At 59.8% G+C, this 24,364-nt stretch carries 29 protein-coding genes and 1 tRNA gene; 16 read left to right on the top strand and 14 right to left on the bottom strand.

Annotation, left to right across the window (positions count from 1 at the left end; all coding sequences use genetic code 11):
- Positions 1-41 precede the first annotated feature (41 nt).
- From mazG to ACR0A2_RS01890, 3 genes are read left to right on the top strand one after another with little or no spacing between them, the layout of a single operon-like run.
- Complete coding sequence (gene mazG / locus ACR0A2_RS01900; protein WP_480834455.1) at positions 42-908, top strand: nucleoside triphosphate pyrophosphohydrolase; 867 nt, start codon at positions 42-44, stop codon at positions 906-908.
- 54 nt (positions 909-962) lie between these two features.
- Positions 963-1,904: a nucleoside hydrolase gene (locus ACR0A2_RS01895; protein WP_480833872.1), complete on the top strand. Its 942-nt coding sequence runs from the start codon at positions 963-965 to the stop codon at positions 1,902-1,904.
- On the top strand, positions 1,901-2,350 hold the full coding sequence (locus tag ACR0A2_RS01890) for a GNAT family N-acetyltransferase (protein ID WP_480833870.1): 450 nt from the start codon (positions 1,901-1,903) through the stop codon (positions 2,348-2,350). The genes ACR0A2_RS01895 and ACR0A2_RS01890 overlap by 4 nt, the downstream gene beginning before the upstream one ends.
- Here the strand turns inward: ACR0A2_RS01890 and ACR0A2_RS01885 are convergent.
- The 6 genes from ACR0A2_RS01885 to ACR0A2_RS01860 all read right to left on the bottom strand — a co-directional run bounded on the left by ACR0A2_RS01885 (position 2,347) and on the right by ACR0A2_RS01860 (position 6,637).
- The gene (locus ACR0A2_RS01885; protein WP_171115544.1) at positions 2,347-2,511 is read right to left on the bottom strand and encodes a hypothetical protein; all 165 of its coding nucleotides are present in this window, start codon (positions 2,509-2,511) and stop codon (positions 2,347-2,349) included. The two genes, ACR0A2_RS01890 and ACR0A2_RS01885, sit on opposite strands and share 4 nt — an antisense overlap.
- Positions 2,512-2,674: 163 nt before the next feature.
- Positions 2,675-2,860, bottom strand: a complete 186-nt coding sequence (locus ACR0A2_RS01880; RefSeq protein WP_480833869.1) for a hypothetical protein — start codon at positions 2,858-2,860, stop codon at positions 2,675-2,677.
- A gap of 152 nt (positions 2,861-3,012) precedes the next feature.
- Positions 3,013-4,287: a phosphopyruvate hydratase gene (eno, locus tag ACR0A2_RS01875; RefSeq protein WP_480833868.1), complete on the bottom strand. Its 1,275-nt coding sequence runs from the start codon at positions 4,285-4,287 to the stop codon at positions 3,013-3,015.
- Between the two features lie 136 nt (positions 4,288-4,423).
- Positions 4,424-5,302, bottom strand: coding sequence for a DMT family transporter (locus tag ACR0A2_RS01870; RefSeq protein ID WP_171231497.1), 879 nt, complete (start codon positions 5,300-5,302; stop codon positions 4,424-4,426).
- A 133-nt stretch (positions 5,303-5,435) separates the two neighbouring features.
- Entirely contained in the window at positions 5,436-5,849 is a 414-nt protein-coding gene (locus tag ACR0A2_RS01865; protein ID WP_152458216.1) for a Fur family transcriptional regulator, read from the bottom strand.
- Between the two features lie 65 nt (positions 5,850-5,914).
- Positions 5,915-6,637 carry an endonuclease/exonuclease/phosphatase family protein gene (locus ACR0A2_RS01860; RefSeq protein WP_152458217.1) on the bottom strand — a complete coding sequence of 241 codons (723 nt, stop codon included), beginning with the start codon at positions 6,635-6,637 and terminating at the stop codon, positions 5,915-5,917.
- Between the two features lie 166 nt (positions 6,638-6,803).
- Here ACR0A2_RS01860 and ACR0A2_RS01855 point away from each other — a divergent pair, with 166 nt between their 5' ends.
- A complete protein-coding gene (locus tag ACR0A2_RS01855) occupies positions 6,804-7,763 on the top strand; it encodes a DMT family transporter (protein ID WP_480833867.1) in 960 nt (319 codons plus the stop codon).
- 14 nt (positions 7,764-7,777) lie between these two features.
- On the opposite strand, the gene ACR0A2_RS01850 is transcribed toward ACR0A2_RS01855, so the two are convergent.
- Positions 7,778-9,196, bottom strand: coding sequence for a protein adenylyltransferase SelO (locus ACR0A2_RS01850; RefSeq protein WP_480618814.1), 1,419 nt, complete (start codon positions 9,194-9,196; stop codon positions 7,778-7,780).
- 85 nt (positions 9,197-9,281) lie between these two features.
- Here ACR0A2_RS01850 and ACR0A2_RS01845 point away from each other — a divergent pair, with 85 nt between their 5' ends.
- The gene (locus tag ACR0A2_RS01845) at positions 9,282-9,701 is read left to right on the top strand and encodes a cupin domain-containing protein (RefSeq protein WP_480833866.1); all 420 of its coding nucleotides are present in this window, start codon (positions 9,282-9,284) and stop codon (positions 9,699-9,701) included.
- A gap of 97 nt (positions 9,702-9,798) precedes the next feature.
- Positions 9,799-10,566 carry an extensin-like domain-containing protein gene (locus tag ACR0A2_RS01840; RefSeq protein ID WP_480833865.1) on the top strand — a complete coding sequence of 256 codons (768 nt, stop codon included), beginning with the start codon at positions 9,799-9,801 and terminating at the stop codon, positions 10,564-10,566.
- Between the two features lie 17 nt (positions 10,567-10,583).
- Here the strand turns inward: ACR0A2_RS01840 and ACR0A2_RS01835 are convergent, their stop codons facing one another.
- Genes ACR0A2_RS01835 through ACR0A2_RS01825 form a run of 3 tightly spaced genes read right to left on the bottom strand, consistent with a single transcriptional unit; the run spans position 10,584 to position 12,498 of the window.
- Entirely contained in the window at positions 10,584-11,045 is a 462-nt protein-coding gene (locus ACR0A2_RS01835; protein WP_480618263.1) for a phage holin family protein, read from the bottom strand.
- Positions 11,046-11,055: 10 nt separating this feature from the next.
- Complete coding sequence (locus ACR0A2_RS01830; protein WP_480833864.1) at positions 11,056-11,379, bottom strand: hypothetical protein; 324 nt, start codon at positions 11,377-11,379, stop codon at positions 11,056-11,058.
- Between the two features lie 45 nt (positions 11,380-11,424).
- On the bottom strand, positions 11,425-12,498 hold the full coding sequence (locus ACR0A2_RS01825; RefSeq protein WP_480834454.1) for an anhydro-N-acetylmuramic acid kinase: 1,074 nt from the start codon (positions 12,496-12,498) through the stop codon (positions 11,425-11,427).
- A 305-nt stretch (positions 12,499-12,803) separates the two neighbouring features.
- Here ACR0A2_RS01825 and tyrS point away from each other — a divergent pair, with 305 nt between their 5' ends.
- Positions 12,804-14,057 (top strand): tyrosine--tRNA ligase, encoded by a 1,254-nt coding sequence (tyrS, locus tag ACR0A2_RS01820; RefSeq protein WP_171115528.1) that lies wholly within the window; start codon positions 12,804-12,806, stop codon positions 14,055-14,057.
- A gap of 75 nt (positions 14,058-14,132) precedes the next feature.
- Here tyrS and ACR0A2_RS01815 read toward each other — a convergent pair whose 3' ends face one another.
- Positions 14,133-14,861, bottom strand: a complete 729-nt coding sequence (locus ACR0A2_RS01815; RefSeq protein ID WP_480833863.1) for a hypothetical protein — start codon at positions 14,859-14,861, stop codon at positions 14,133-14,135.
- 222 nt (positions 14,862-15,083) lie between these two features.
- On the opposite strand from ACR0A2_RS01815, the gene ACR0A2_RS01810 reads away from it, so the two are divergent.
- Positions 15,084-15,839: a 3-hydroxyacyl-CoA dehydrogenase gene (locus ACR0A2_RS01810; protein WP_480833862.1), complete on the top strand. Its 756-nt coding sequence runs from the start codon at positions 15,084-15,086 to the stop codon at positions 15,837-15,839.
- Between the two features lie 10 nt (positions 15,840-15,849).
- A complete protein-coding gene (locus tag ACR0A2_RS01805) occupies positions 15,850-16,404 on the top strand; it encodes a sugar O-acetyltransferase (protein WP_480833861.1) in 555 nt (184 codons plus the stop codon).
- 430 nt (positions 16,405-16,834) lie between these two features.
- On the opposite strand, the gene ACR0A2_RS01800 is transcribed toward ACR0A2_RS01805, so the two are convergent.
- The 3 genes from ACR0A2_RS01800 to ACR0A2_RS01790 all read right to left on the bottom strand — a co-directional run bounded on the left by ACR0A2_RS01800 (position 16,835) and on the right by ACR0A2_RS01790 (position 20,025).
- Complete coding sequence (locus ACR0A2_RS01800; protein WP_480833860.1) at positions 16,835-18,643, bottom strand: ABC-F family ATP-binding cassette domain-containing protein; 1,809 nt, start codon at positions 18,641-18,643, stop codon at positions 16,835-16,837.
- A 68-nt stretch (positions 18,644-18,711) separates the two neighbouring features.
- Positions 18,712-19,467, bottom strand: a complete 756-nt coding sequence (locus tag ACR0A2_RS01795) for a GNAT family N-acetyltransferase (RefSeq protein ID WP_480833859.1) — start codon at positions 19,465-19,467, stop codon at positions 18,712-18,714.
- Positions 19,468-19,551: 84 nt separating this feature from the next.
- Positions 19,552-20,025, bottom strand: a complete 474-nt coding sequence (locus ACR0A2_RS01790) for an outer membrane protein assembly factor BamE (RefSeq protein WP_171167760.1) — start codon at positions 20,023-20,025, stop codon at positions 19,552-19,554.
- 85 nt (positions 20,026-20,110) lie between these two features.
- Between ACR0A2_RS01790 and ACR0A2_RS01785 the strand changes: the two genes are divergently transcribed.
- From ACR0A2_RS01785 to ACR0A2_RS01755, 7 genes are all read left to right on the top strand, one after another.
- Complete coding sequence (locus ACR0A2_RS01785) at positions 20,111-20,647, top strand: YceD family protein (RefSeq protein ID WP_171614253.1); 537 nt, start codon at positions 20,111-20,113, stop codon at positions 20,645-20,647.
- Between the two features lie 205 nt (positions 20,648-20,852).
- Positions 20,853-21,059: a 50S ribosomal protein L32 gene (rpmF, locus tag ACR0A2_RS01780; RefSeq protein WP_008756996.1), complete on the top strand. Its 207-nt coding sequence runs from the start codon at positions 20,853-20,855 to the stop codon at positions 21,057-21,059.
- A gap of 24 nt (positions 21,060-21,083) precedes the next feature.
- Positions 21,084-22,172 carry a phosphate acyltransferase PlsX gene (gene plsX / locus ACR0A2_RS01775; RefSeq protein WP_152458232.1) on the top strand — a complete coding sequence of 363 codons (1,089 nt, stop codon included), beginning with the start codon at positions 21,084-21,086 and terminating at the stop codon, positions 22,170-22,172.
- Positions 22,173-22,193: 21 nt separating this feature from the next.
- Positions 22,194-23,165, top strand: coding sequence for a beta-ketoacyl-ACP synthase III (locus tag ACR0A2_RS01770; protein ID WP_480833858.1), 972 nt, complete (start codon positions 22,194-22,196; stop codon positions 23,163-23,165).
- Positions 23,166-23,261: 96 nt separating this feature from the next.
- Positions 23,262-23,564 (top strand): integration host factor subunit alpha, encoded by a 303-nt coding sequence (ihfA, locus tag ACR0A2_RS01765; RefSeq protein WP_152458234.1) that lies wholly within the window; start codon positions 23,262-23,264, stop codon positions 23,562-23,564.
- An 18-nt stretch (positions 23,565-23,582) separates the two neighbouring features.
- Positions 23,583-24,188 carry a MerR family transcriptional regulator gene (locus tag ACR0A2_RS01760; RefSeq protein ID WP_152458235.1) on the top strand — a complete coding sequence of 202 codons (606 nt, stop codon included), beginning with the start codon at positions 23,583-23,585 and terminating at the stop codon, positions 24,186-24,188.
- A 61-nt stretch (positions 24,189-24,249) separates the two neighbouring features.
- Positions 24,250-24,326, top strand: a tRNA-Pro gene (locus ACR0A2_RS01755).
- The last annotated feature ends 38 nt before the right edge of the window (positions 24,327-24,364 follow it).

Genomic DNA, 24,364 nt, shown 5'->3' with positions numbered 1-24,364 from the left:
GCGGGATGGATGCATCTGACACCGGAATGAAAGGGTTCGCAATGGCCGATAATCCTCTGATCCATGACAGTGACGCAGGGATCGAACGCCTGCTGGAAATCATGCGCCGCCTGCGGGATCCCCAAACCGGCTGCCCGTGGGATATCGAACAGGATTTCGCCACCATCGCGCCCTATACGATCGAAGAGGCCTATGAGGTCGCCGACGCCATCGAGCGTGAGGCCTGGGACGAGCTGAAGGGCGAGCTGGGCGATCTGCTGTTCCAATCCGTCTTCCACGCTCAAATGGCGGAAGAGGCGGGATATTTCACCTTTCAGGACGTGGTTCGCACCATGTCCGACAAGATGGTGGCCCGGCATCCGCACGTCTTCGGTGACGAATCCCGCGACAAATCCGCCGAACAGCAGACCAAGGACTGGGAAGCCATCAAGGCCGCCGAACGTGCAGGCAAGGAACAGAAAGGCGCGCTGGACGGGGTGGCCGCCAACCTGCCAGCTCTGCTGCGGGCGCACAAACTGCAAAAACGGGCCGCGCGCGTAGGGTTCGACTGGCCCGACGCCAGCCACGTACTGGCCAAGATCACCGAAGAAGCCGCCGAACTGGAAGAGGCGCGTGACAAGATGGACGCGGATGCGCTTGAGGATGAATTCGGCGATCTGCTGTTCGTGATGGTCAATCTGGGCCGCCACCTGGGTATCGAACCCGAAGCCGCCCTGCGCCGCACCAATGCCAAGTTCACCCGTCGCTTTGAACAGGTCGAGGCCCGGCTGGCCGAACGGGGAAAGACCCCCTCGCAAAGCGACCTGACCGAGATGGATGCGCTCTGGGACGAGGTCAAAACCGAAGAGCATCGCGCCAACGGCAAACTCCCGCCGGTTGATGTCATGGCCGCACCCAGAAACGGGTAGACAAGGCACCCGACACTTGCGAGTGTCCCACCTTCACGACCACCGGAGACACCCATGCCCTCTCGCAAGATCATCATCGACACCGATCCCGGACAGGACGATGCCGTCGCCATCCTGCTGGCGCTGGCCAGCCCGGAGGACATCGAGGTTCTTGGCATCACGGCGGTCGCAGGCAACGTGCCCCTTGAATTGACCGCCAAGAACGCTCGGATCGTGTGCGAACTGGCGGGCCGGACCGACATACCTGTTTATGCGGGCTGCGACAGACCGTTGAACCGCCCGCTGGTCACGGCCGAGCATGTGCATGGCAAGACAGGTCTGGATGGCCCGGACCTGCCCGATCCGCAGATGCCGCTGACCGAGGGGCACGCGGTGGATTTCATCATCGACACCCTGCGCGCTGAAGAACCGGACACGGTAACCCTTTGCCCGCTGGGGCCACTGACAAATATCGCGACCGCGTTCAGCAAAGCACCGGACATAGTGGACCGGGTACAGGAAATCGTTCTGATGGGCGGAGCGTATTTCGAGGTCGGCAACATCACCCCGACAGCTGAATTCAACATTCACGTCGATCCAGAAGCCGCTGATATCGTTTTCAAATCCGGCAGGCCTATCGTGGTCATGCCGCTGGATGTGACGCATAAGGCGCTGGTCACCAAACCCCGCAATGATGCGTTCCGTGCGCTGGGAAACAAAGTCGGAATCGCTGTCGCCGAGATGACCGATTTTTTTGAGAGGTTCGACAAGGAAAAATACGGCAGCGCGGGTGCGCCTTTGCACGACCCCTGCGTGACCGCCTATCTGATCCGGCCCGAGCTGTTTTCAGGCCGTCATGTGAATGTCGAGATTGAAACCCAGTCCGAGCTGACAATGGGCATGACCGTCGCCGATTGGTGGGGCGTAACCGACCGCGCGCCCAATGCGCTGTTCATGGGGGAAATCAACGCCGACGGCTTCTTCAATCTTTTGACGGAAAGGCTGGCCAGATTATGAGCGCCGCCCTGCGCCTGGCGCGCCCCGAAGACCTGGATCGTCTGATGGCACTGGTCACCGCCTTCCATACCGAAGCCGGATTGACGCAGGACCCGGACCAGAACCGAAACGCTCTGACACCCCTGCTCGAGGGTATTCCCCATGGCTGTGTCTATCTGATCGGCCCCGGACGGGCGCCGTTGGGCTACATCATCCTGACCTTCGGCTGGTCCGTGGAATTCGGCGGCATGGACGGTTTCGTGGACGAAATCTATATCCGACCCGCTGTTCGCGGCCGCGGCATCGCGACCGAGGTTCTGCTGGCACTGCCCAAAGCTTTGTCCGAAGCGGGGCTGACTGCCCTTCATCTGGAAGTCGACCGACACAACGAGGCCGCTCAGAAAATCTATCTGCGCACCGGTTTCAAACCACGCGACAGATATATGCTGATGAGCAAGTTGCTTTAACGAGACTCGCCGCGGAAGATATTGGCCGGGTTCATGTCCTGTACCGGGTCATTCGCCGAGACCGGGTCTCCGGTAATTGGGTAGGTTCCCGGACCCGCGCAGGCGGAAAGAACTGTGACGGAAGCTGCGGCGATTACCAGAAGGAATTTGGATACAGACATCGTGGTCTCCTTTCTGCAATGCATCCAGATTAGATCACGTGCCTGTGATTTACTTAGTAACAAGTTCACACATAATGTGATTTTTGCATTCTTTTTTGATACAAAAGGGCCAATGCAATACGCCTGCAAAACAAAAACCATTGAAATGATTGCGTAATCCGGATCACGCCTCTTTCGCGAAAAGATCGAAGATTTCTTGAAAACTTTCAACTTCAACTGCAAGCAGGCCCGGCAATCTTAAACTCAAAGAAGGATCGAACCAGAAAGGTTCAATCAAGGGTGGATAACACCTGAAGCCGTGTTTCCCGCCGCAATGGTCACTGGGACCGTCCGGAAGACGCTGGTTCAAGGCCCATGAAACGCTTGGATCCAAGAGTTCCGAAGGGGCAACAGCATCAATTGATCCGTCACGTGGATTGTGGCACGGGCAGCGGAATGACCGCTTGACGGATCAGAGACCTGCACTTTCAAAAATGGGGGCCGTTGGCCCCCATTCCATGCTTATTTCAGGATCGACGCGCCGGCGTATTCGGCCACTTCCCCCAGCGACTCCTCGATCCGGATCAGCTGGTTGTATTTCGCCAACCGGTCCGATCGTGCAAGCGAGCCGGTTTTGATCTGACCACAATTCGTCGCCACGGCCAGATCGGCAATGGTCGCGTCCTCGGTCTCGCCCGAACGGTGCGACATCACGTTGGTGTACCGCGCGCGGTGCGCCATATCGACGGCACGCAGGGTTTCCGTCAGCGAGCCGATCTGGTTCACCTTGACCAGCATCGAGTTCGCACAGCCACGTTCGATCCCTTCGGCCAGACGTTCCGGGTTGGTCACGAACAGGTCATCACCAACCAATTGCACCTTGTCGCCGATGGCATCGGTCAGGGCCTTCCAGCCATCCCAGTCATCTTCGGACATGCCGTCTTCGATCGAGATGATCGGATAGTCATTGACCAGCGCAGTCAGATAAGCCGCGTTTTCCTCGGATGTCAGGGTCGTGCCCTCACCCGACAGAACATATTTGCCGTTTTTGTAATACTCGGTCGCCGCGCAATCGAGCGCCAGATGGATTTCCTCACCCGGCTTGTAGCCCGCCTTTTCGATGGATTTCAGAATGAAATCCAATGCTTCACGGGTCGAGGCGATGTTGGGGGCAAAACCGCCCTCGTCGCCCACACCGGTCGCCAGACCTGCGCCTGACAGTTCCTTTTTCAGCGTATGGAACACCTCGGACCCCATGCGCACCGCTTCGCGAATGTTCGCGGCGGCGGTCGGCATGATCATGAATTCCTGAATGTCGATCGGGTTGTCGGCATGTTCGCCACCGTTGATGATGTTCATCATCGGCACCGGCAGAACCCGCGCCGAGGTGCCGCCCACATAGCGATACAGAGGCTGGGTGGTGAAATCCGCCGCCGCCTTCGCCGTGGCAAGCGAGACACCCAGAATAGCGTTTGCACCCAGACGGCCCTTGTTCTCGGTGCCGTCCAGCTCGATCATGGCCTGGTCAATGGCCACCTGCTCGGTCGCGTCAAAGCCCACCAGTTCTTCGGCAATCTCGCCGTTCACGGCGGCGACGGCTTCCAGAACGCCTTTGCCCATATAGCGCGCCTTGTCGCCATCGCGTTTTTCAACCGCCTCATAGGCACCGGTGGACGCGCCCGAGGGCACGGCAGCGCGGCCCATGGTGCCGTCTTCCAGAATCACGTCAACTTCGACTGTCGGATTGCCCCGGCTGTCCAGAATTTCGCGTGCGTGGATGTCGATGATGGTGCTCATGAAGCCTGTCCCTGTGACTGCGGTCGGTTGCACGCGTCATAGCAGCAACCGGCCAAAAGTAAACCGGTTCCGTTAACGCTAACACGCATATTCCCGGACATTTAGGGCTAACAATTCGTTGTTTGCGCCAACAGGGTCAGGCGGGTGCCAGTTCCCGCGCCAGACGCCGTTCGCGGACAAAGGTATAAAGACCCGAACCGATGATCAGGGTCGCCCCCGCCATTGTCAGCGCATCAGGGCGTTCACCGAACACCAGCATTCCAGCAAGGATAGAGAACACAAGGCGCGTGTACCGGAACGGCATCAGAGCCGAGGCTTCTCCCACCCTCATCGCAGTGACAATGCCGTAATAGCCCAGCACGCCAAATCCGATCGCCCCAGCATAAGGGCCCGTTTGACCGGCTTGAACCGGCACGAAGGATGCCCCGGACATGACCATCAGAACCAGGCCGGCCACAGCCACCGCAATATAGGCCTGCATCGCAACAACGGATGAGGGCACGCGTGGGTCGAGCTTGCGGGTGATCAGATCGCGCGCCGCAATGGCGACCACGGACAACACCACAAACAGGGATTCCGGCCGAAAGCCCTCCATCCCCGGGCGGATGATCATCAGAACACCGACAAAGCCGACACCGATCGCGCTCCAGCGACGCCAGCCGACCTGCTCTCCAAGAAACAGGGCCGCCCCCATGGTGACGACCAGCGGCATGGCCTGAAACACGGCCGCAACGGTGGACAGGTCGATCAGAGACAACGCCGTCACGAACGCCACCGCGCCAAAGCCTTCGGTCGCAGCGCGGATCAATGGCAGGGTTTTCCATGCCACGGGGTCAAAGATCCGCTTTCGGGTGACCACTGACATCGTGGCAAACACGAGCCCGCAAAACACACCCAGAAACACCATGATCTGCCCTGTCGGCACAGAGCCGGACAGGAGCTTGATGAACATGTCCTCAAGTGCAAAGGCCGCCATCGACCCGATGAGCAGCAGGATGCCGTTTACGTTGTTCATTTGCGCGTCCGTTGGAAAGGGCACATCTGGTGCCTGTAGATGCACAACAACCTCAACCAACGGCATCTGGCAAGACAATTCCCGTCACGCCTGATGAATTAAAGTGAGGGCATCAATCGCGTTTCGTGATGGGTCAGTCCTTTTCCAGCGGGACGCCATACAGCTCCAACCGGTGCCCCTTCAGCTTGTACCCAAGCTTGGCGGCGATTCTTTCCTGCAGGGCTTCGATCTCGGGGTCGACGAATTCGATAACCTCTCCTGACTGCATGTCGATCAGGTGGTCGTGATGATCGCGCTCGGCGTCCTCGTACCGGGCCCGTCCGTCGCCGAACTCAAGGCGTTCAAGAATACCAGCCTCTTCGAACAGTTTGACCGTACGATAGACAGTTGCAATCGAAATGCCTTTGTCCACGGCAGACGCCCGCGCATAGAGTTCCTCGACATCCGGGTGGTCGTCGCTCTGTTCCAGCACCTGCGCGATGACCCTTCTTTGACCGGTCATGCGCAGCCCCTTGGCTTCACAACGCCCAATAATCGTTTCCGACATGATGCCCCTCAGACTTGCTCGGGTGTCTGTCTTAATATGTCTGCGCAGGTTTCGCTACAGGGATTTCACCTTTTGCGACCTTCTGATCTGGCGCGCGTCAGATCGGCCCAGACCGGCAGGTGATCAGATGCAATATGCGCCGGACGCGTGTCGTGAACACCGTGCGCCACGGCCTGTATTCCGCTGCCCAGCGCGATCCGATCCAGCGCGCCCAGGGGCTGCGCCGCGGGAAAACTTGGTCTGGGGGGCAGAAACCGCATTTCGGGGACCAGGTGATCCAGAACTGGCTGACGTGACCACTCGTTGAAGTCACCGGCCCAAACTGTCGGCATCTGGTCCATATCCCAGTCATTCCGCCGAATGTGCAAAATCTGTTGCCGCCGCGACGCTGGCAGCAGTCCCAGATGCATACCCATCACGCGCAAGGGCCCGATATGGGTGTCGAACTCGACACGCACCGCCCCGCGCGGCTCCAGCCCCGGCAACTCGTGATGCCCTTTTCGGCGGACCGAGATACCCTCTCCGCGCCAGATCACCGCGTTGCCGTGCCAGCCCAGACTTCCCGCGCCGCCCAGATCGACGATCTGCCATCCCGCCTCGTCCAACATGAAATGCGGCAGCGCGGCCGGACGGGGCGGCAGGCGCTTGTCGGCCTCCTGCAACACGACGATATCCGCTTTCATGTTTTCGATGACTTGCAGAATACGTTGGGGTTGACGCCGGAAATCCAACCCGACGCATTTCTGAATGTTGTAGCTTGCGATACGCAGCGTGGACGAAGTTGGCATGAGGGCGTGACCAAATGAATTGACCCTAAAGTGCCATGCCTGACGTGAGGCGCAACCCCTGTGCTTGGTTTCCTGCTGCGACAATTCCGATACGACACCCGACCACGACAATCTGCCTGCTATTTCGGCGATTGAAACCTGGCTGATATCAAAGCAAAGGTTCCGCTTGATCCCCTGCCCCGCAACACTTTATCCCGATGCGGTGACGACAACGCATCGCAGCCAAAGCGGGGCCCGCATGAGCCTGAGCCAGACCCAACCCAACAACAGCACCCGGGCCAGTATCGTTTTGGTGACAGGCGGCGCGCTGTGGGGCCTTTATTGGATTCCGGTGCGGTTTTTCTTTGATCAGGGCCTGACCGGCCCCTGGTCAGGGATCGCAATGTACTGCGCGGCCCTGATTGCCTTGATCCCCTTTGTCTGGTCCGACAGGCGCATGCTGGCCCGGCAATGGCGCGATCTGATGCTCAGCGGAATGTTCACAGGGGCTGCATTCAGCCTGTATTCGATCAGCCTTGTCTACACCGATGTCGTCCGCTCGATCCTGTTGTTCTATCTCACTCCGATCTGGGGCACGATTCTGGGCGTCGTATTTCTGAAAGAACGCCTGAGCCTGATGCGCCTTATGGGCCTGATCTGCGGGCTTGGCGGGCTGTTTGTCGTGCTCGGAGGCGCCGGGTTCGTGCCATGGCCGCAGAACTTGGGCGACTGGCTGGCGCTGGCATCGGGCATATGCTGGGCATTGGGCACACTGGGCCTGTACAAGACTGGCAGCATGACCATCTCGGGTCAGGTCTTTGCCTTTGTGATTGGCGCGTTGTTGCTGTCGCTTGTCAGCCTGCTGATGCTTGGGGATCAAACCCTGCCGAACATCACAGGCGCAGAGTCGATCCGCATCGCGGGATACGCCCTGCTGTCGGCCTTTTATGTCCTGCCCATGATCTACATGACCATCTGGCCAGCAACCAAGCTGTCCCCCGCAAAGGTCGGCCTGCTGCTGATGAGCGAGGTTGTCGTTGGCATCGCGTCGGCCGCCGCCCTGTCAGGAGAACCATTTGGCCTGCGGGAGGTTCTGGGCGCCACCCTGATCGTCAGCGCTGCGGTGTTGGAAATCCTGCGGCAATAGACGCGGGCTTTGCGTCACGTCCCGCAGAATGTTGCATGAACCACCTCATTTTCGGCCGGAGGACGCCTCAGATCTTCCGCATCCCCTTGACCCTCGTACGGTTGCGCCAACACGGCGTTCAACCGGTCGAAGGGCGCATAGTCGCCATGTACCGCCGCCTGGATCATCTGTTCGATCCGGTGATTGCGCGGAATGAATGCGGGGTTTGCGGCGGTCATCACCTCCTGTGGCGCCGCTTCGCGCGCCAACCGTGCGCGCCAGTCTTTTTCCCAGGTGTCAAACGCTGCCGGGTCAAGGAACAGATCCCGCGCCGTGCCACCGCCCAGCGCCCGGAAGGTATTGGTGAAATCCGCCTGCCCCCCGGCCATGCGCTTCAGAAGGTCGGTGATCAGTTCCTGATCGCCCTCGTCCGCGGTTGCCAGTCCGATCTTCGCCCGGAACCGGGACAACCAGTTCTGTTGCAGCAGGTCCGGCATCGCGTGGACGATCTCGGTCGCCTCTTCCACGGCAGCCTCTTTGTCGTCCATCTGCTGGATCAAGGCCGTTGCCAACTGCGCGAGGTTCCACACCGCGATATCGGGCTGGTTCGAATAGGCATAACGACCCATCCGGTCGATCGAGCTGTAGACGGTGTTGGGGTGATACGTGTCCATGAACGCACATGGGCCATAGTCAATGGTCTCACCAGCGATCGAGCAGTTGTCGGTATTCATCACGCCATGGATGAATCCCACGCTCATCCATTGTGCAATCAAACCGGCCTGCGCATCGCGCACCGAACGCAACAGGCCCATCGGCCCTTCTGCCTTGGGGTAATGCCGCGTAATGGCATAGTCCGTCAGGCGCTTCAGGCTGCCCATCTGCCCACGCGCTGCAAAAACCTGAAAGGTCCCCACCCGCAGATGACTGGATGCAACCCGGGTCAGAACCGCTCCGGGCATCGGGCCCTCGCGAAAGACGGTCTCGCCGGTTTCCACCGCTGCCAAGGCACGTGTGGTCGGAATGCCCAGGGCATGCATCGCCTCGGATACCACATATTCCCGCAGCACCGGCCCCAGCCAGGCCCTGCCATCGCCCCGGCGGGAAAACGGCGTCGGCCCCGAACCTTTCAGCTGGATGTCCCGGCGCACCCCGTCCGTTCCGACCGTCTCTCCCAGCAGCACCGCACGCCCGTCGCCCAGCTGCGGGTTGTACTGCCCGAACTGATGCCCGGAATAAAGCTGTGCGATGGGCTCGGCACCTTCGGGAATACTGTTTCCCGCAAAGGCTTCGGCCATGTCCTCGACGTCTCCGGGCGAAATCCGCAGCAACCTGGCCAGATCATCGTTGAACGCAATCATCCTTGGCGCGCGCACGGGAACCGGTGACTGCCGTGCAAAGAACGCATCCGGCAGGCGGGCATAAGAGTTATCGAAGGGGATTTTCAGGGTCATGTCGTAAACATATCCCTCGGACGCATGAATACCATAGCGGATCACACCGGCCCGTGCATAATTGCACCCAAACACGAGGAACCACATGACCGCACAAGAGATTATCGACCGCCTGAACCTGCAACGGCATCCCGAAGGTGGTTGGTACGCCGAGACATGGCGCGCCGAAAACGAAGGTCGCCCCACCGGCACCTGCATCTACTTCCTGTTGCAGAAAGGCGAAAGCAGCCACTGGCACCGTGTCGATGCGACCGAGATCTGGCTGTACCATGCCGGCGCGCCGCTTGTCCTGTCGCTCAGCGCAACGGACCAAGGCCCCGCCACCGAACATGTGCTGACCCCCGATCTTTCCTCTGGCGCACCACAATTGATCGTTCCGGAAGGCCATTGGCAAGCCGCCCGCAGCACGGGTGATTACACGCTGGTCAGTTGCGCGGTCTCGCCCGGTTTCCAGTTCGAGGGGTTCGAACTGGCCGCACCGGGCTTCGATATCCCCAAGGCATGACCGCTCACATAACGATCCCTGAAAAGGTGAGTTTACAGACGGTTGCCCATTGATCATTCTGTACACGCAGCCACAGGCGACGGAGTAACGAGTAAGAATGAAACAGGTCCTGCTGACTGTCTTGTTCTTGTGTCAAAGCGCAGCATTCGCCAGCGCAGAGCCCGCTTGTGCCGAGGCCCGTCTTGCATCCGATCTGACCGCGCCAGAGCTGATCGGGGAAGAAACGGCTGAAGATGCTGACCCGACCGTGACAGTCGAACCTGCGGTGCTGGTTTCCAGGCGTCCTGCCCTGCGACCCTGCAAATTTCGGCAATTCGAAGTGGGCCGTGAACGAATGCGGGAACGGGGCGCCGTGTGCGGCGACTGGACCATTCTGGGCGAAACACGCAAGCCCGTCGCCGGAAAGGCCCGCGGATGCGGGATCACGAACCCGGTTCGGGTTTACAAAATCTCTGATATCGCACTCAGCCAATTCTCATTGATGGATTGCCAGACAGCGGTCACGCTGAAAACGTGGATCGAAAACACGGCCAAGCCAGCCTTTGCCGATATGGGCGGCGGGCTGAAGGGGATGCGGATCGTTGGCCACTATGCCTGCAAGACCCAGAACAACCACCCGCGTTCACGCATCTCGGAACATGCGCGCGGAAAGGCGATCGACATATCGACCTTTGTTCTAAAGGACGGAACACAGATCACGGTCCGGGACGGATGGAACAACGCGCAAGGCGCTGTTTTGCGAAAGCTGCACGAAGGCGCCTGCGACATGTTCGGAACCGTGCTTGGCCCGGACGCCGACCGCTATCACGTCGGGCATTTCCATTTTGACACGGCCCGCCGCAAAGGCGCTCCGGTGTGCCGATGAACCTTCGGGTTGCTCCTCTATTTGTCGCTTCGGCTTTTGATCAACAAATTGATCAGCGGCACCAGCAGCGTCGCTGCCGATCCCAAAGGGTTCGATCCAATGCTCTTGACCGCCTGCACGACCTCTTTGGCTTCTGCGGTCATCTCCTCCAATTCGTCTTCAATATCCGCTATGGCCATATCGCGCACTTCGACGGCCGGTGCGACTTCGTCGTCGATATTTCGGCGTCTTGCAATCAGCACCATAAGCCCGGCGAAAACGATGTTTCCAAAGGCCAACAGCGCCGCCGCCCAAGCTGGTGACATCGAGCTTTGAAACGCCAAGAACAAGGAGACATTCAAAAGCACCACCGCCGACAATGCCGCGATGCCCGCGATGCCCATCAGTATGGTCTGTTGCTGAACCACCCCAAGACGGCGGCGTGCGATCAAACGTTCGGTCCGATAGATCGTAACCAGGTTCTTGCTCAGTCTGCTCATACCCTGCCTCCTAGCCCTGCGCGCGCCCGACGACGTAGCCCAGCGAAAACGCAATCAGCAACGCCGTGATCGGATAGTCTTTCTGAAGCCGACCGAACTCCTCGACAACGTCATGCCCCAAGGACTGAACCTGGCTCAGGTCGATCCCGTGGTCTTCCAGCAGCTGCCGGATTTCATCCGACGATTTGGTGCCCTCAGGTGGAACTTCGGAACCCGTTTCCTTTTCGGCCTGCGCCTCCAACGTCGCATTCCGCTTCCGCAACTTCTCCAACTCGGCCTCAAGCTCTGCCTTGGTCGCCATACTGCCATGCCCCTGATCCATCTGTCTGGGCAATCGTCGCACAAAGAGTTGTTTTTTTGAACTGTTTTCCGGATCGGGTTATCCGACCGGGTCCATCGACACCGTACTGACAACCCCACCACCAACAAGCGCCTTTACGCCGGTGGTTCCGGGACAAGAGGTCGGCAACCCCCGCGCGACGCGCACCGCCAGATAGGCAAACGCCTGCGCCTCAAGCATGTCGCCGTCCAGCCCCACCGCCTCAACCGGTTCGACCGGGCAATCCAGCGACACGCGCAACATCTCCATCAGCACAGGGTTGCGTCTGCCGCCCCCGGTGACCAACACACAGGACGGAGGTTTCGGACAGTGCTCCATCCCCTGCACCACAGCTGCGGCGCACATACCGGTCAGAGTCGCCACCGCGTCAGCGTCATTGAGTTCCTTGACCAAACCGATCATTTCCGAAAAATCGTTCCGGTCCAGGGATTTCGGCGGCATGCGGGAAAAATACGGCTCGGCCAGAAACAGCTCCAGCGCGCCCATTTCCACCGTTCCATCGCGCGCAAGCGCCCCGTCACGGTCCATCAGAAGCCCCAGCCGGGCCTGCATCAGATCATCGACCGGCGCATTGGCCGGGCCTGTATCAAAGGCCAGCAACGCACCGGGCGCTTCGGGGCCTTCGAACGCCGGGTCCACATAGGTCAGGTTGCCGACCCCGCCCAGGTTCAGGAAACACAGCGGCCGGTCCGCACCGAACCATTTGGCACAGGCGAAATGAAAGAAAGGCGCAAGCGGAGCCCCCTCGCCCCCCATCGCCACATCGTCGCTGCGGAAATCCCAGACCACCGGGCGCCCAAGGGCCTGCGTCAGCCCCAGCCCGTCACCGACCTGCAAGGTCCCGCGCCCGCGCGGCTCATGCGACAGCGTCTGTCCGTGAAAACCGATCAGATCCACATCCTCGAACTCGGACAGTGCTTCGGCATGGGCGATTGTCACCATCTCTGCCGCCGCATCGACCTGGGGTCCGTGCCACTGGCCCATTGCTGCCCGCAACACGTCGCGTTCCGCATCCGAATACGCGCGGTATCCACTTTCCCCAAACCCGTAAATCGAATGCCCGTCGGTTTCCACCACCGCGGCATCAACCCCGTCCATGGATGTGCCGGACATTGCGCCCAAAGCCCGGAGCTTTCCGTATTTCGCGATGGTCTGGCCCAAGCCTGCCTCCTGAATTGGCTGTGTCTTTCGCCGCCTCCGGGTCCGGAATTTCACCTTTGGGTTGCAGCCCGGTCAACGTGCCTTCTGTTGGGGCGAAAAGGCAAGCGTTCCGGACCGGCCCGGCAATTTTTTTCTCAGCGCGCGTGTCTGGATCGACACCCTCGACCGCACCCCGCGCCCGAGGTGAAAAGGTGGCTTTTCCTCCCACGCGCTGCCGCCTATACAGTGCCCCGCAACATTAACCCAAAGGGCACGATATGACCTACCACCCCAAATCGGATTTCATCGCCACGATGATCGAGCGCGGCTTTCTCGCCGACTGCACCGATTATCAGGGCCTTGACGACGCTCTGATCAGTGGGTGCAAACCGGCCTATATCGGCTTTGATGCAACGGCCAAGTCGTTGCATGTGGGCAGCCTGATCCAGATCATGATGCTGCGCTGGTTCCAGAAAACCGGTCACCAGCCGATCACCCTGATGGGCGGCGGAACCACCAAGGTTGGCGACCCTTCGTTCCGCGCGGATGAACGCCCCCTGCTGGGACCCGAACAGATCGACGAAAACATCGCGGGCATCAAAAAGGTGTTCTCGGCTTACATCGACTATGACACAGAGGCCGAGAACAAAGCGTTGATGCTGAACAATGCCGAGTGGCTGGACGACCTGAACTACCTCGATTTCCTGCGCGACATCGGGCGTCATTTCTCGGTCAACCGGATGCTGAGCTTTGAATCGGTGAAATCCCGACTGGACCGTGAACAATCACTGTCCTTTCTCGAATTCAACTACATGATTCTACAGGCCTATGACTTCCTTGAGCTGAACCGCCGCTATGGCTGCTTGCTTCAGATGGGCGGCAGCGACCAGTGGGGCAATATCGTCAACGGGATCGACCTGACCCGCCGCGTGCTGGATCACGAGATCTATGGCCTGACCTCGCCCCTGCTGACCACCAGCGACGGTAAGAAGATGGGTAAATCTCAGGACGGCGCGGTTTGGTTGAACGCAGACATGCGCTCGCCCTACGAGTTCTGGCAATTCTGGCGCAATACCACCGACGCCGATGTCGGGCGGTTCCTGAAGCTTTACACCGAAATGCCGGTGGACGAGTGCGATCGTCTGGGCGCGCTGCAAGGATCCGAGATCAACGAGGCCAAGATCCGTCTTGCAAACGAGGTGACGACTCTGGCCCATGGCGCGCAGGCCGCGGCGAACGCCGAAGCCACCGCGCGCGAAGTCTTCGAAAAGGGTGGCGTGGGCGGGGATCTTCCGACCCTGACCCTCAGCGAGGCCGAACTGGGTGACGGCATGTCCATCGTGCAGATCATCGTCAAATCCGGCCTCGCCAAATCCGGCAAAGAGGCCAAGCGCCTGATCGCCGAAAACGGTGCCAAGCTGGACGACGCGCCGCTGACCGATGCCGGGCTGATGATTGACGCAAACGCCCTGTCTTCGCCGATCAAGCTGAGCGCAGGCAAAAAGCGCCACGCGCTGGTTCAACTGGGCTGACCCGGCAAGGCTGAAAGACACGAAACTGCAACGGCCACCCAAACGGGTGGCCGTTTTTCATTCAGTAAGCCGTGCTTATCTGCGTTCTTTTCCGCCGCCACGACCGGGCCGGTCGCCACTTTCGTCATTGTTGGCGTTATGACCGCGGCCCGGGCTGCTGCCTTCACCGCCATTGCCATGGCCGTTGTTGCCCTTGCCACCACCTTTACCCTTGCCGCCTTTACCTTCGCCTTTACCTTCGCCTTTGCCTTCACCACCGCCGGATTCACCTCCGCCGCCGGATTCACCACCGCCACCGGACTCACTTCCGCCGCCGGATTCACCTCCGCCGCCGGATTCACCTCCACCACCGGTTTCATCGCCGCCGCCGGACTGGCCGCCTCCATTGTTTTCGCTTTCTTCAGACGCGCCGCCGGGGCCACTTTCACCGCCTCCGACAGCTCCACCAGCATCGGCGAATCCAGACCCACCGGGTTCAGAGCCGCGGCTTTCACCCCGATTTTCTGCGGAACCAGACAGGCTTGCCGTCGGCAAATCCGTCAGCAACGCGGCCAGCCCCGGGCATTGCGCCCCGGTTACACTCAAGGTTGTTTCAAAGTCGGCCCGCTTTTGAAGCCTGTCCAGAAAACTCGGGGTTACCTGCACACAATCGCACAACCCGGCATAGTCCCCCGCGTTGGCAAGAGTCCGAGCCGTTTTCCAGTTGCAGGTTTCCGGTGCGGCAGCAGCATCGCCAACCATCACCATTCCAAAAACAGGCACAGCGACAACTGCACCCAGTATGTGTTTCGTACTTATTACCATAACAGATCCTCCTGGCAGAAAAACACACAAAGGCGCCGAGTTCTTCGCTCACGAACAGGCGCGTTTTCGTGAAGTCGGCATTAAGTATTGTTGAGGATCGGCCGAAACATCTGGGCCAAGGACCTCACCCGCCAACCAGGATCCTGCCTTTTCAAATTTGTGGACACTGACCCCAAAGTGCAGTTATTGAACAAGTGTTCATATCCTTGGGAGGAGTTCACCATGCACCTGTCCACCACTGCCGCCCTCATCACCGGAGGCGCGTCCGGTCTGGGCGAAGCCACGGCACGCCACTTCGCCTCGGAAGGCGCGCAGGTCACCATTCTGGATCGTGATGCAGTTCGCGGCGCACAGGTCGCCGCCGAGATTGGCGGGCATTTCGCGCAAACGGATGTGACCGACGAAGAGTCGGTGGCCGCAGCCGTGCGCCATGGCATGGACAAGATGGGCAAGATCACGGCCACGGTGAATTGCGCCGGTATCGCCTATGGTATCAAGACTGTCGGCAAGGATGGCCCTCACCCTCTGGATGCTTTCCAGCGTACGATCGACATCAATCTGGTTGGCACCTTCAACGTGTCCCGGCTCGCCGCTGTCGAAATGGCAAAGAATGAACCCGAACCAGATGGGGCACGCGGGGTGATCATCAACACCGCCTCGATCGCTGCGTTTGACGGGCAAAAGGGTCAGGCGGCCTATGCGGCCTCGAAAGGCGGTGTGGTGGGCATGACGCTGCCGATGGCCCGCGACCTGGCCTCGACCGGCATTCGCGTCATGACCATCGCGCCGGGCATTTTCATGACCCCGATGCTGGCGGGCCTGCCCGAAGAGGTGCAACAACAGCTTGCCGCCGACGTCCCGAATCCTGCCCGCCTTGGCGATCCGCATGAATACGGTCGACTGGCCGGCTTCATCGTCGAGATGGGCTATCTGAACGGTGAGGTCATCCGCATCGACGGTGCCCTGCGTATGCGCTAAACCGGGGCTCATGACCGAGCGGCAAAAAATGGACGCGGGTGAATGGTATTGCTGCCTTGACCCGGAACTGGATGCGCTTCGCGCCGAAGCGCGCCGGGCCGTTCATGCCCATAACACATGCCCGCCGGATGCCCGTGGGGCCATCGCGCCGGACCTGGCTGCGCTTTTTGCGGGAGTTGGACGGGATTGCTTTCTCGAGGCTCCGTTTCACTGTGCCTACGGAATAAACCTGTCGTTGGGAGACCGCGTGTTTTTCAACGCAGGCTGTGTCGTGCTCGACACCGCGCCGGTGACGATTGGGAATGACACGATGCTTGGACCTGCGGTGCAGATCTATTGCGCCGAACACGCGAAAGATCCTGCCTTGCGCGATCGGGGCCTCGAAGTCGCCCACCCGGTCTGGATCGGCGAAAACGTCTGGATCGGCGGGGCCGCGATCATCATGCCGGGCGTTACGATCGGCGACAATGCCATCATCGGAGCCGGCAGTGTGGTGACAAAAGACGTTCCCCCCGGCGAGACCGTCGTTGGAAACCCTGCCCGGCCTATACGCGCCCACCGATAACCCTGCTCTTCCCCCAATCCGCCAGGGCCTTGTTCAAGAGGCGCAGCGCCTGTTTTTTTCGGTCAGGCAGCGCCGGGTCAACGTGTCCCCAAGGGGGGGCCCGGGCAAGGTGGATTCTGACCGCGCCGAACTCGAAAGAGACATCACCCACGCCGAAGAAGAATGCACCCAATACGACCCCAATGTGGTTTCGACATCCAGGTGTTCTTGCCTTCCATGCAATTTGGAACAGCCGCGAACCGTCGCAGACGCATTCGAACGCGCTTAATCTCGCCACTTGCATAAAATGCTCGACGGGGTCGTAGCCGAATCAATGAACGAATTGACGCGGATCCGCTGATCCGGTCCCCGGCAAAACCGAAGCAGCAGGCGAACTCCGGTCTTGAGCAGCTTTTTCCACGCCGTCTGATAAGGCGCGCGCAGTTGGCGCCTACTCAGCCTGGGCTTTTTCTTCCAGTGTCAGCCATTCCTCTTCGGCCGCCGACAACTTGTCTTGCCGTTCGACAAGCGCCTCGGTCGCTTTCTGGAACTTGACCGGCTCGCGGGTAAACAGCTCGGGGTCGGACATCAATTCTTCGAGCTTTGCAATCTCGGCCTCCAGACGTTCAATCTCGGCCGGCAGCTTTTCCAGCCGGTGCTTTTCGGAAAAGGACAATCCCGATCTGGCTTTTGCCTCCTGCTTCAGCCTCGGCTTGGAAAGCTTTGTTTTGCTGTCTTTTTTCTCGGAAACTTCGCCCCGCTGCGCAATATAGTCGGACCAGCCGCCGGCATAGACGGTCGCTCGCCCATTGCCTTCCATCGCGATGGTCGTCGTTGCAACGCGGTCCAGAAAATCCCGGTCGTGGCTGACCAGCAGAACCGTACCGTCGTAGTCGTCCAACAACTCCTGCAACAGATCCAGCGTTTCGACATCCAGATCGTTGGTCGGTTCGTCCAGCACCAGAAGATTGGAGGATTTCGCCATCAACTTGGCCAGCAGCAACCGTGCCTTTTCCCCACCCGACAAGGATTTGACAGCCGCTCTTGCCTGCCGCTCGTCAAACAGGAATTCCTTGAGATAGCCCACGACATGTTTCGGCTGCCCGCCAACCATCACCTGATCGGCCTTGCCGGAAACCCGCATGTCCGGGTCACCGGTCAGGCTGTCCCACAAGCTCATCTCTGGGTCCAGTTGCGCGCGGGTCTGATCGAACACCGCGACCTCAAGATTGGTACCCAGCGACACCGAACCTTCGTCCGGCGCCACCTGCCCAAGAAGCATCTTCAGCAAGGTCGTCTTGCCAACCCCGTTCGGTCCGACAAAGGCCACACGATCACCGCGCTGCACTAGCAGATCAAAATTCCGAACGATCTGCTTGTCGCCGAACCCTTTGGCCAGCCCTTTGGCCTCGATCACCTTGCGGCCCGATTTTGGCCCGGCCTCCAGCGTCATCGCAGCGGAACCCTGACGCTTGATCTGTGCCGCCTTTTCGGCTCGCAGCGCCTGTAGGGCCCGCACCCGGCCCTGATTGCGTTTGCGCCGCGCGCTGATACCCTCAACCGCCCACTTGGCCTCGGACTTGATCAGGCGGTTCAGCTTGTGACGCTGCTGGTCTTCTTCTTCCCAGATCTTGTCCCGCCAGGCTTCGAACGCGTCAAAACCTTGCTCCTGCCGTCGGACAGCGCCCCGATCAATCCACAGTGTCGCCCGCGTCAGTGCCCGCAAAAAGGCCCGGTCGTGCGAGATCAGCACAAACGCCGCTCGTGTCGACCCAAGCTCGCGCTCCAGCCACGCGATGGCTTCGATATCCAGATGGTTGGTCGGTTCGTCCAACAGCATCAGGTCCGGTGCCTCGGCCATCAGTTTGGCCAATGCCGCCCGCCGCCGCTCACCACCCGAAGCAGTCTCAACTGGGCGCGCAGGATCGAATTTCAGCCCCGCACCAGCCCGTTCAACTTTGTAGAGCTCACCCGGCTCCAACCCGCTCGACGCATAGTCGCCCAGGGTGGCAAAGCCCTCCATCGTCGGGTCCTGCTCCATATAGCCCACGGATTTTCCGGGCGGCACGACAATTTCACCGCGGTCAGCCTCGACCAGGCCGGCCATCACTTTCATCAGTGTGGATTTGCCCGACCCGTTGCGCCCAACCAGCGCCACGCGGTCACCGGGCTGTACCACCAGATCCAGTTCGGAAAACACCGGTTCGCCCCCGAAAGTCAGGGATATGCCGGACATCTGCAACAAAGGAATTCTCGCCATGCCCGCCAGCTAAACCGGCGGCCACACTGCGTCAACGCCCTGTCTTCACCTTTTCGGAAATACTCATCTTAACCGGCCAATGCCTGCAACAGGCGTTTTCGGGCCGGAGGGATCGCCCCGATTTCAAGCCCGGTAAACACATGCAACGTGTTCATGTGGCGATCCACAACCGCGTGATCACTCACCCACCCTCCCATCATCAGATAGGTCCGCAACAGGGGCGGCATGCGCGACATTGCCTTTTTCGCATCCGGCCGGCGCCGCAGACGTGCGGCAAAACGGAACACGTCCGGAGCCTTGACCCGCGGCAACCACCGTTTCGGGGCCAGGTGGCGATGTTTGAGCATTGCAAAGGCATCAAGGTATCGCCCGGTTTCGGTCCCGGCAAAGGACGAACATCCAAACAGCATCTGGACATTGTATTGATCGACATGGGACGTCATTGCACCCCAGGCGGCACGCAGAATGTCGGGATCGTTCAGACCCGGATGAACGCAAAACCTGCCCATCTCGACCATGCGGCCACTGAACCCTTCCAACGAACTCAGGTCGTAGAACTGTGCTGAATAGCTGCGTCCGATTTCACCGCCATGCTCCATTGTCAGCATCCGAAAGCAGCAGACCAACTGCCCGGCGGATCGCATATCTTCAACCAGGACATGGCTGCATTGCGTGTCGAAATCGTCAATGTCCGGTAGCCGGGTGCCGAATGCCAATGTCCGCAGGCTTTGTGCGGCCCTGATATCCTCGGCCGATTCCGCCATTCGGGCGCGATAGCGCCCCTTGCTCAACATAACTGCTGCCGCCACGGTCGCGTCCTCCATGGGTGCCGACCCACGAGTGTCGGCACGACACCGTTAACACAAGACATGTGACTGCCTTGTGACCAACGCAAGGTTCCGGTGCGATCAGTTGGCGCCAGGAATATTGGCCGGGTTGAAGTTGCCGATATTGCCCAACAGCTGACGCAGGAAGCCTTTGTCCTGAACGTTGGAATCGGTCACACGGCGTTCCAGCGGAATCACGATGCCGTCTTCCAGGCCAAAACGCTCGATGTTTCTGACGACTCCACGCTGATCAAAGCTGATGGCGACCAGTTCGCGCGCCACCACTTCGGGCCGTTTCGGGCCGTAATGGCGCACCCGCGAGCGGACATAGTAATAGCCCGAATCCCGCACAACCCCGGACGCACCCGGCGCGCCGATGGCTTCTTCCACGCTGTCGCGCGTATCGACGCCCACTTTGATTTCGGCCAGTTCCTCGGCCGGAGGCACATAGCCGTGATTCTTGTAGATCGGCGTACAGGCCCCGGCCGCAGCCAGACAGGCAACAAACACAAGCGATTTCGTCGCTGGTTTCAACCGGTTCACTACCTTCAACATGCACACCCTCTTGCCTTGGCCTCTTGCGGCTTCTATCCGATTACAGAAACCGCTGCCACGGTTCAACACATAGAAAGGCTCACGAATGGGCAACGTTACATCATTTCGGGTGGCTGACCTGCCCCAGAACGCCCCGACACCCTTTGAACTGCGCCCCGCAAGCGCCGCATTGGATGAGATCAGGCAGGGTCTGGGGCTGCTGGGGCTGCGCAAACTCAGCTTTTCCGGCGAGCTTCGCGCACAAGGCAAGCGCGACTGGGTTCTCAACGGCAAACTCGGTGCAACCGTGATCCAACCCTGTGTCGTGACGCTCGAGCCGGTCACGACCCGGATCGACATTCCCGTGCACCGCACCTTTCTGGCCGATTGGACCGACCCGGATGAACCCGAGTTCGAAATTCCCCAGGATGACGAATCCGAGCCCTTGGGCCCGGAAATCGACCCCGCATTGGTGATGGTCGAGGCGCTGTCGCTGGCCCTGCCGCAATACCCGCGCAAGGAGGGGGCGGAACTGGGTCAGGCAGACTATACCGAACCGGGAAAACAGGCGATGACCGATGAAGACGCCAAACCTTTCGCCGGATTGGCGGGATTGCGCGATACGCTCAAAAAAGACGAGTGACAGAGCGCAGATTTCCTGTCATAGCAGGCGTTCAGAAAAATCGCTTGAACATACCGAGAATCGCAGTATTTTCGCGCGCTCATCGGATTTTGGGTTGGACATTGCGGGGCCCGTCGCCTAAACGCGCGTCAAACCACGATAAACGAACTACGAAACCCGGGTCGGCAGCGATTCTGCGACCCCTAGTCAGACAAAGGTTGAGACCATGGCCGTCCAACAGAACAAAGTTTCCAAGTCGCGTCGCAACAACCGCCGCGCACACGACGCTCTGGTTGCTGCAAACCCGAACGAATGCCCGAACTGCGGCGAGCTGAAGCGCCCGCACCACGTTTGCGCATCCTGCGGCCACTATGATGATCGCGAAGTCGTCGCTCAGGCCGATGAAATCGATCTGGACGAAGACGCAGCCTAAGCCTGATCGAGCGCAGACCAAGGCATGACTGAACAGCCCACGCACGCCGGACGGATAACCATCTCGGTCGACGCTATGGGTGGGGACGCAGGTCCCTCGGTCGTTGTTGCCGGTCTTGCGAAATCGGCCGACAAGAACCCGGATATCAGGTTCTTGCTGCACGGGCCCGAACAGGTATTGCGCAAGCTTGTCGCCAAACGGCGCGTCCTAGAGGGGCGCGTCGTTTTTCGTGATTGCTCGGGCGTGGTCACGATGGAGGACAAGCCCAGTCAGGTCGTGCGCAACGGCAAAGAGACCTCGATGTGGTCCACGCTGGAAGCGGTACGCCAGGGCGAAGCCCATGGCGCGGTGTCCTGCGGCAATACCGGCGCGCTGATGGCCCTGTCGATGATGCGCCTGCGCAAACTGCCGGGCGTGAACCGGCCTGCCATCGCGATACTGTGGCCCTCGCGCAACCCTCAGGGGTTCAACGTGATGCTGGATGTCGGCGCAGATGTGCGCGCCGACGCCAAGGATTTGCTGCAATACGCCCTGATGGGCGCCTCTTATGCGCGCAACGGTTTGGCCCTGAGCCGCCCTCGGATCGGGCTTCTGAATGTCGGCACCGAAGAACACAAGGGACGCGCCGAACTGAAAGAGGCGCACTCGATGATCGCGGGCTTCGCGGAACAGGCGAATTTCGATTTCGTGGGTTTCGTCGAAGGCAGCGACATCCCCGGTGACAAGGCGGATGTCATTGTAACCGATGGCTTTACCGGCAACGTCGCGATCAAGACCGGCGAAGGCACGGCGAGCCTGATCGGTGACCTGCTGCGGCAGGCGTTCAAATACTCCCCGCTATCCCGATTGGCCTCGATTCTGGCTATCACGTCACTGAACCGTTTGAAGAAACGGATCGACCCGCGACGCGTGAATGGTGGCGTGTTTCTGGGGCTGAACGGCACCGTGGTGAAATCCCACGGCGGCGCTGACGCAACAGGCGTGTCAGCTGCGATCAAACTGGCCTTCACCCTGGCGCAGTCCGGCTTTTCCGAAAAATTGGCTGCGCGGGTTGCATCCACTGCCCAGCTTGCACAAGATGCCGCGCAATCAGCGCCGCAAACAGATAAATAACAAAAAAGGCAGTACCGGAAAATGGCAGGCCGTTCAGTTGTAGTAGGTGTCGGGCATTATTTGCCTGAACGCGTTGTTCCCAATTCCGAGTTTGAAAAAACCCTGGACACGACCGACGAATGGATAAAGACCCGCTCGGGGATCGAACGCCGCCATTTTGCTGCCGAGGACGAGACGACATCCGATCTGGCCACCAATGCCGCCCTGGCCGCGCTGTCCGACGCAGGCCTGACGGCGGATGATATTGACGCAATCGTACTGGCGACTTCAACGGCGGATCTGACCTTTCCTTCGGCCGCCACCATGGTTCAGGCACGGCTGGGCATGACCAAGGGTTTTGCCTTTGACGTGCAGGCTGTTTGCGCCGGATTCGTTTTTGCACTGTCCAACGCAAATGCGCTGATTGTTTCCGGTCAGGCCAAACGCGTGCTGGTGATCGGGGCCGAGACTTTCTCACGGATAATGGATTGGACCGATCGGTCCACCTGCGTTCTTTTCGGCGATGGCGCCGGTGCAGTGGTGCTGGAGGCCCAAGAGGGCACAGGCACCGCCGAGGACCGCGGTATTCTGGCAACCGACCTGAATTCGGACGGGCGCTACAAGGATCTTCTATATGTCGATGGCGGCGTTTCGACCCAATCAACCGGGCATCTGCGTATGCAGGGCAATCAGGTTTTCCGTCATGCCGTTGAAAAGCTTACGAAAACAGCGGAAGCAGCATTGGAACGAGCGGGGCTGAGCAGCTCGGACGTGGATTGGATCGTGCCGCATCAGGCCAACATCCGCATCATTCAGGGCACCGCCAAGAAAATGAACCTTCCGATGGAAAACGTGGTTGTGACCGTTCAGGATCACGGAAACACGTCGGCCGCATCCATCCCATTGGCCCTGTCCGTGGGCAAGCAGCGCGGACAGATCAAGCCGGGTGATCTGATCGTGACCGAAGCCATTGGCGGCGGTCTGGCCTGGGGCGCAGTGGTTCTGCGCTGGTAACCGGCGCAAACCGGCTTACACAGCCGCCCGCAATTCATTGATATTGACAGCGAATTTGCCATACCCATATGCTTCAATAGCAACAGGGGAATTAGCATGGGCGACAAAACACTGACTCGAATGGACCTGAGCGAAGCCGTCTTTCGTGAGGTAGGTCTGTCACGTAACGAAAGTGCGCAGCTGGTTGAAAGCGTTCTGAACCACATGTCCGACGCCTTGGTGCGTGGTGAACAGGTGAAGATCTCGTCTTTCGGTACATTCAGTGTTCGCGACAAGACCGCCCGTGTCGGTCGCAACCCCAAAACCGGCGAAGAAGTCCCGATTCAGCCGCGCCGTGTGCTGACTTTCCGCCCGTCGCATCTGATGAAAGATCGCGTCGCAGCCGGGAACCGCAAGTAAGTTCAGGACGTCCAGGTTATGAGTAAGTCCCCCGATGCCTTTCGCACCATAAGCGAAGTTGCGGACTGGCTCGGTGTTCAGGCTCATGTTCTGCGCTTCTGGGAAAGCCGGTTCACGCAGGTAAAGCCCGTCAAACGCGCAGGTGGACGCAGGTATTATCGCCCAAATGACATGCGTCTTTTGGGCGGGATCAAAAAACTGCTGCACGAAGACGGAATCACGATCAAAGGTGTCCAGCGTATCCTGCGCGAACAAGGCGTCGCACATGTCGCGGCGCTGTCCCCTTCCCTGGACGATCCCGGCCCAGCCCCAATTGCGCCTGCCAAGGACACCGTGGTGCCGTTCGAACCAAAACCTGCACCCGCAACGGAACAGATTCGCATGGATCTGCGCGAACCGATCCAGCCAACCGGCGAGAACGATGCGCAGACAAACGCACGCGCCTCTGACGCATCACAGCCGGAGCCAGAGCCCGGACTGGACGCCGCGCCCTTGATGGGGGGAATCGCGTCGCTTGCGTGGAATCAGACAGATTTTGATGACGACCTGCTGCGGCGCATCGCTCCGATTGCAAAAGATCTGCGCCGATGGCTGGACCGGGTTGAAACACAGGCGACGGGTTAGGACAAAAGGCATTGATTTCCTCTTGCCCCTGCCGGGAAAATCTTTATGAACACCCCAACGTCGGGCTATGGCGCAGCCTGGTAGCGCGTCCGTCTGGGGGACGGAAGGTCGCAGGTTCGAGTCCTGCTAGCCCGACCAAATTACACCGACGTTTATGGCATACAGGCCAGATCCCG

The sequence above is a fragment of the Ruegeria sp. H8 genome, assembly GCF_056532905.1.
This window is presented reverse-complemented; position numbering and strand designations above follow the sequence as displayed.

Coding starts and splice junctions, on each gene's coding strand:
- mazG (WP_480834455.1), top strand. CDS start 42: ATGGCCGATAATCCTCTGATCCATGACAGTGACGCAGGGATCGAACGC.
- ACR0A2_RS01895 (WP_480833872.1), top strand. CDS start 963: ATGCCCTCTCGCAAGATCATCATCGACACCGATCCCGGACAGGACGAT.
- ACR0A2_RS01890 (WP_480833870.1), top strand. CDS start 1,901: ATGAGCGCCGCCCTGCGCCTGGCGCGCCCCGAAGACCTGGATCGTCTG.
- ACR0A2_RS01885 (WP_171115544.1), bottom strand. CDS start 2,511: ATGTCTGTATCCAAATTCCTTCTGGTAATCGCCGCAGCTTCCGTCACA.
- eno (WP_480833868.1), bottom strand. CDS start 4,287: ATGAGCACCATCATCGACATCCACGCACGCGAAATTCTGGACAGCCGG.
- ACR0A2_RS01870 (WP_171231497.1), bottom strand. CDS start 5,302: ATGAACAACGTAAACGGCATCCTGCTGCTCATCGGGTCGATGGCGGCC.
- ACR0A2_RS01865 (WP_152458216.1), bottom strand. CDS start 5,849: ATGTCGGAAACGATTATTGGGCGTTGTGAAGCCAAGGGGCTGCGCATG.
- ACR0A2_RS01860 (WP_152458217.1), bottom strand. CDS start 6,637: ATGCCAACTTCGTCCACGCTGCGTATCGCAAGCTACAACATTCAGAAA.
- ACR0A2_RS01850 (WP_480618814.1), bottom strand. CDS start 9,196: ATGACCCTGAAAATCCCCTTCGATAACTCTTATGCCCGCCTGCCGGAT.
- ACR0A2_RS01845 (WP_480833866.1), top strand. CDS start 9,282: ATGACCGCACAAGAGATTATCGACCGCCTGAACCTGCAACGGCATCCC.
- ACR0A2_RS01840 (WP_480833865.1), top strand. CDS start 9,799: ATGAAACAGGTCCTGCTGACTGTCTTGTTCTTGTGTCAAAGCGCAGCA.
- ACR0A2_RS01835 (WP_480618263.1), bottom strand. CDS start 11,045: ATGAGCAGACTGAGCAAGAACCTGGTTACGATCTATCGGACCGAACGT.
- ACR0A2_RS01825 (WP_480834454.1), bottom strand. CDS start 12,498: ATGTCCGGCACATCCATGGACGGGGTTGATGCCGCGGTGGTGGAAACC.
- tyrS (WP_171115528.1), top strand. CDS start 12,804: ATGACCTACCACCCCAAATCGGATTTCATCGCCACGATGATCGAGCGC.
- ACR0A2_RS01815 (WP_480833863.1), bottom strand. CDS start 14,861: ATGGTAATAAGTACGAAACACATACTGGGTGCAGTTGTCGCTGTGCCT.
- ACR0A2_RS01810 (WP_480833862.1), top strand. CDS start 15,084: ATGCACCTGTCCACCACTGCCGCCCTCATCACCGGAGGCGCGTCCGGT.
- ACR0A2_RS01805 (WP_480833861.1), top strand. CDS start 15,850: ATGACCGAGCGGCAAAAAATGGACGCGGGTGAATGGTATTGCTGCCTT.
- ACR0A2_RS01800 (WP_480833860.1), bottom strand. CDS start 18,643: ATGGCGAGAATTCCTTTGTTGCAGATGTCCGGCATATCCCTGACTTTC.
- ACR0A2_RS01795 (WP_480833859.1), bottom strand. CDS start 19,467: ATGGAGGACGCGACCGTGGCGGCAGCAGTTATGTTGAGCAAGGGGCGC.
- ACR0A2_RS01790 (WP_171167760.1), bottom strand. CDS start 20,025: ATGTTGAAGGTAGTGAACCGGTTGAAACCAGCGACGAAATCGCTTGTG.
- ACR0A2_RS01785 (WP_171614253.1), top strand. CDS start 20,111: ATGGGCAACGTTACATCATTTCGGGTGGCTGACCTGCCCCAGAACGCC.
- rpmF (WP_008756996.1), top strand. CDS start 20,853: ATGGCCGTCCAACAGAACAAAGTTTCCAAGTCGCGTCGCAACAACCGC.
- plsX (WP_152458232.1), top strand. CDS start 21,084: ATGACTGAACAGCCCACGCACGCCGGACGGATAACCATCTCGGTCGAC.
- ACR0A2_RS01770 (WP_480833858.1), top strand. CDS start 22,194: ATGGCAGGCCGTTCAGTTGTAGTAGGTGTCGGGCATTATTTGCCTGAA.
- ihfA (WP_152458234.1), top strand. CDS start 23,262: ATGGGCGACAAAACACTGACTCGAATGGACCTGAGCGAAGCCGTCTTT.
- ACR0A2_RS01760 (WP_152458235.1), top strand. CDS start 23,583: ATGAGTAAGTCCCCCGATGCCTTTCGCACCATAAGCGAAGTTGCGGAC.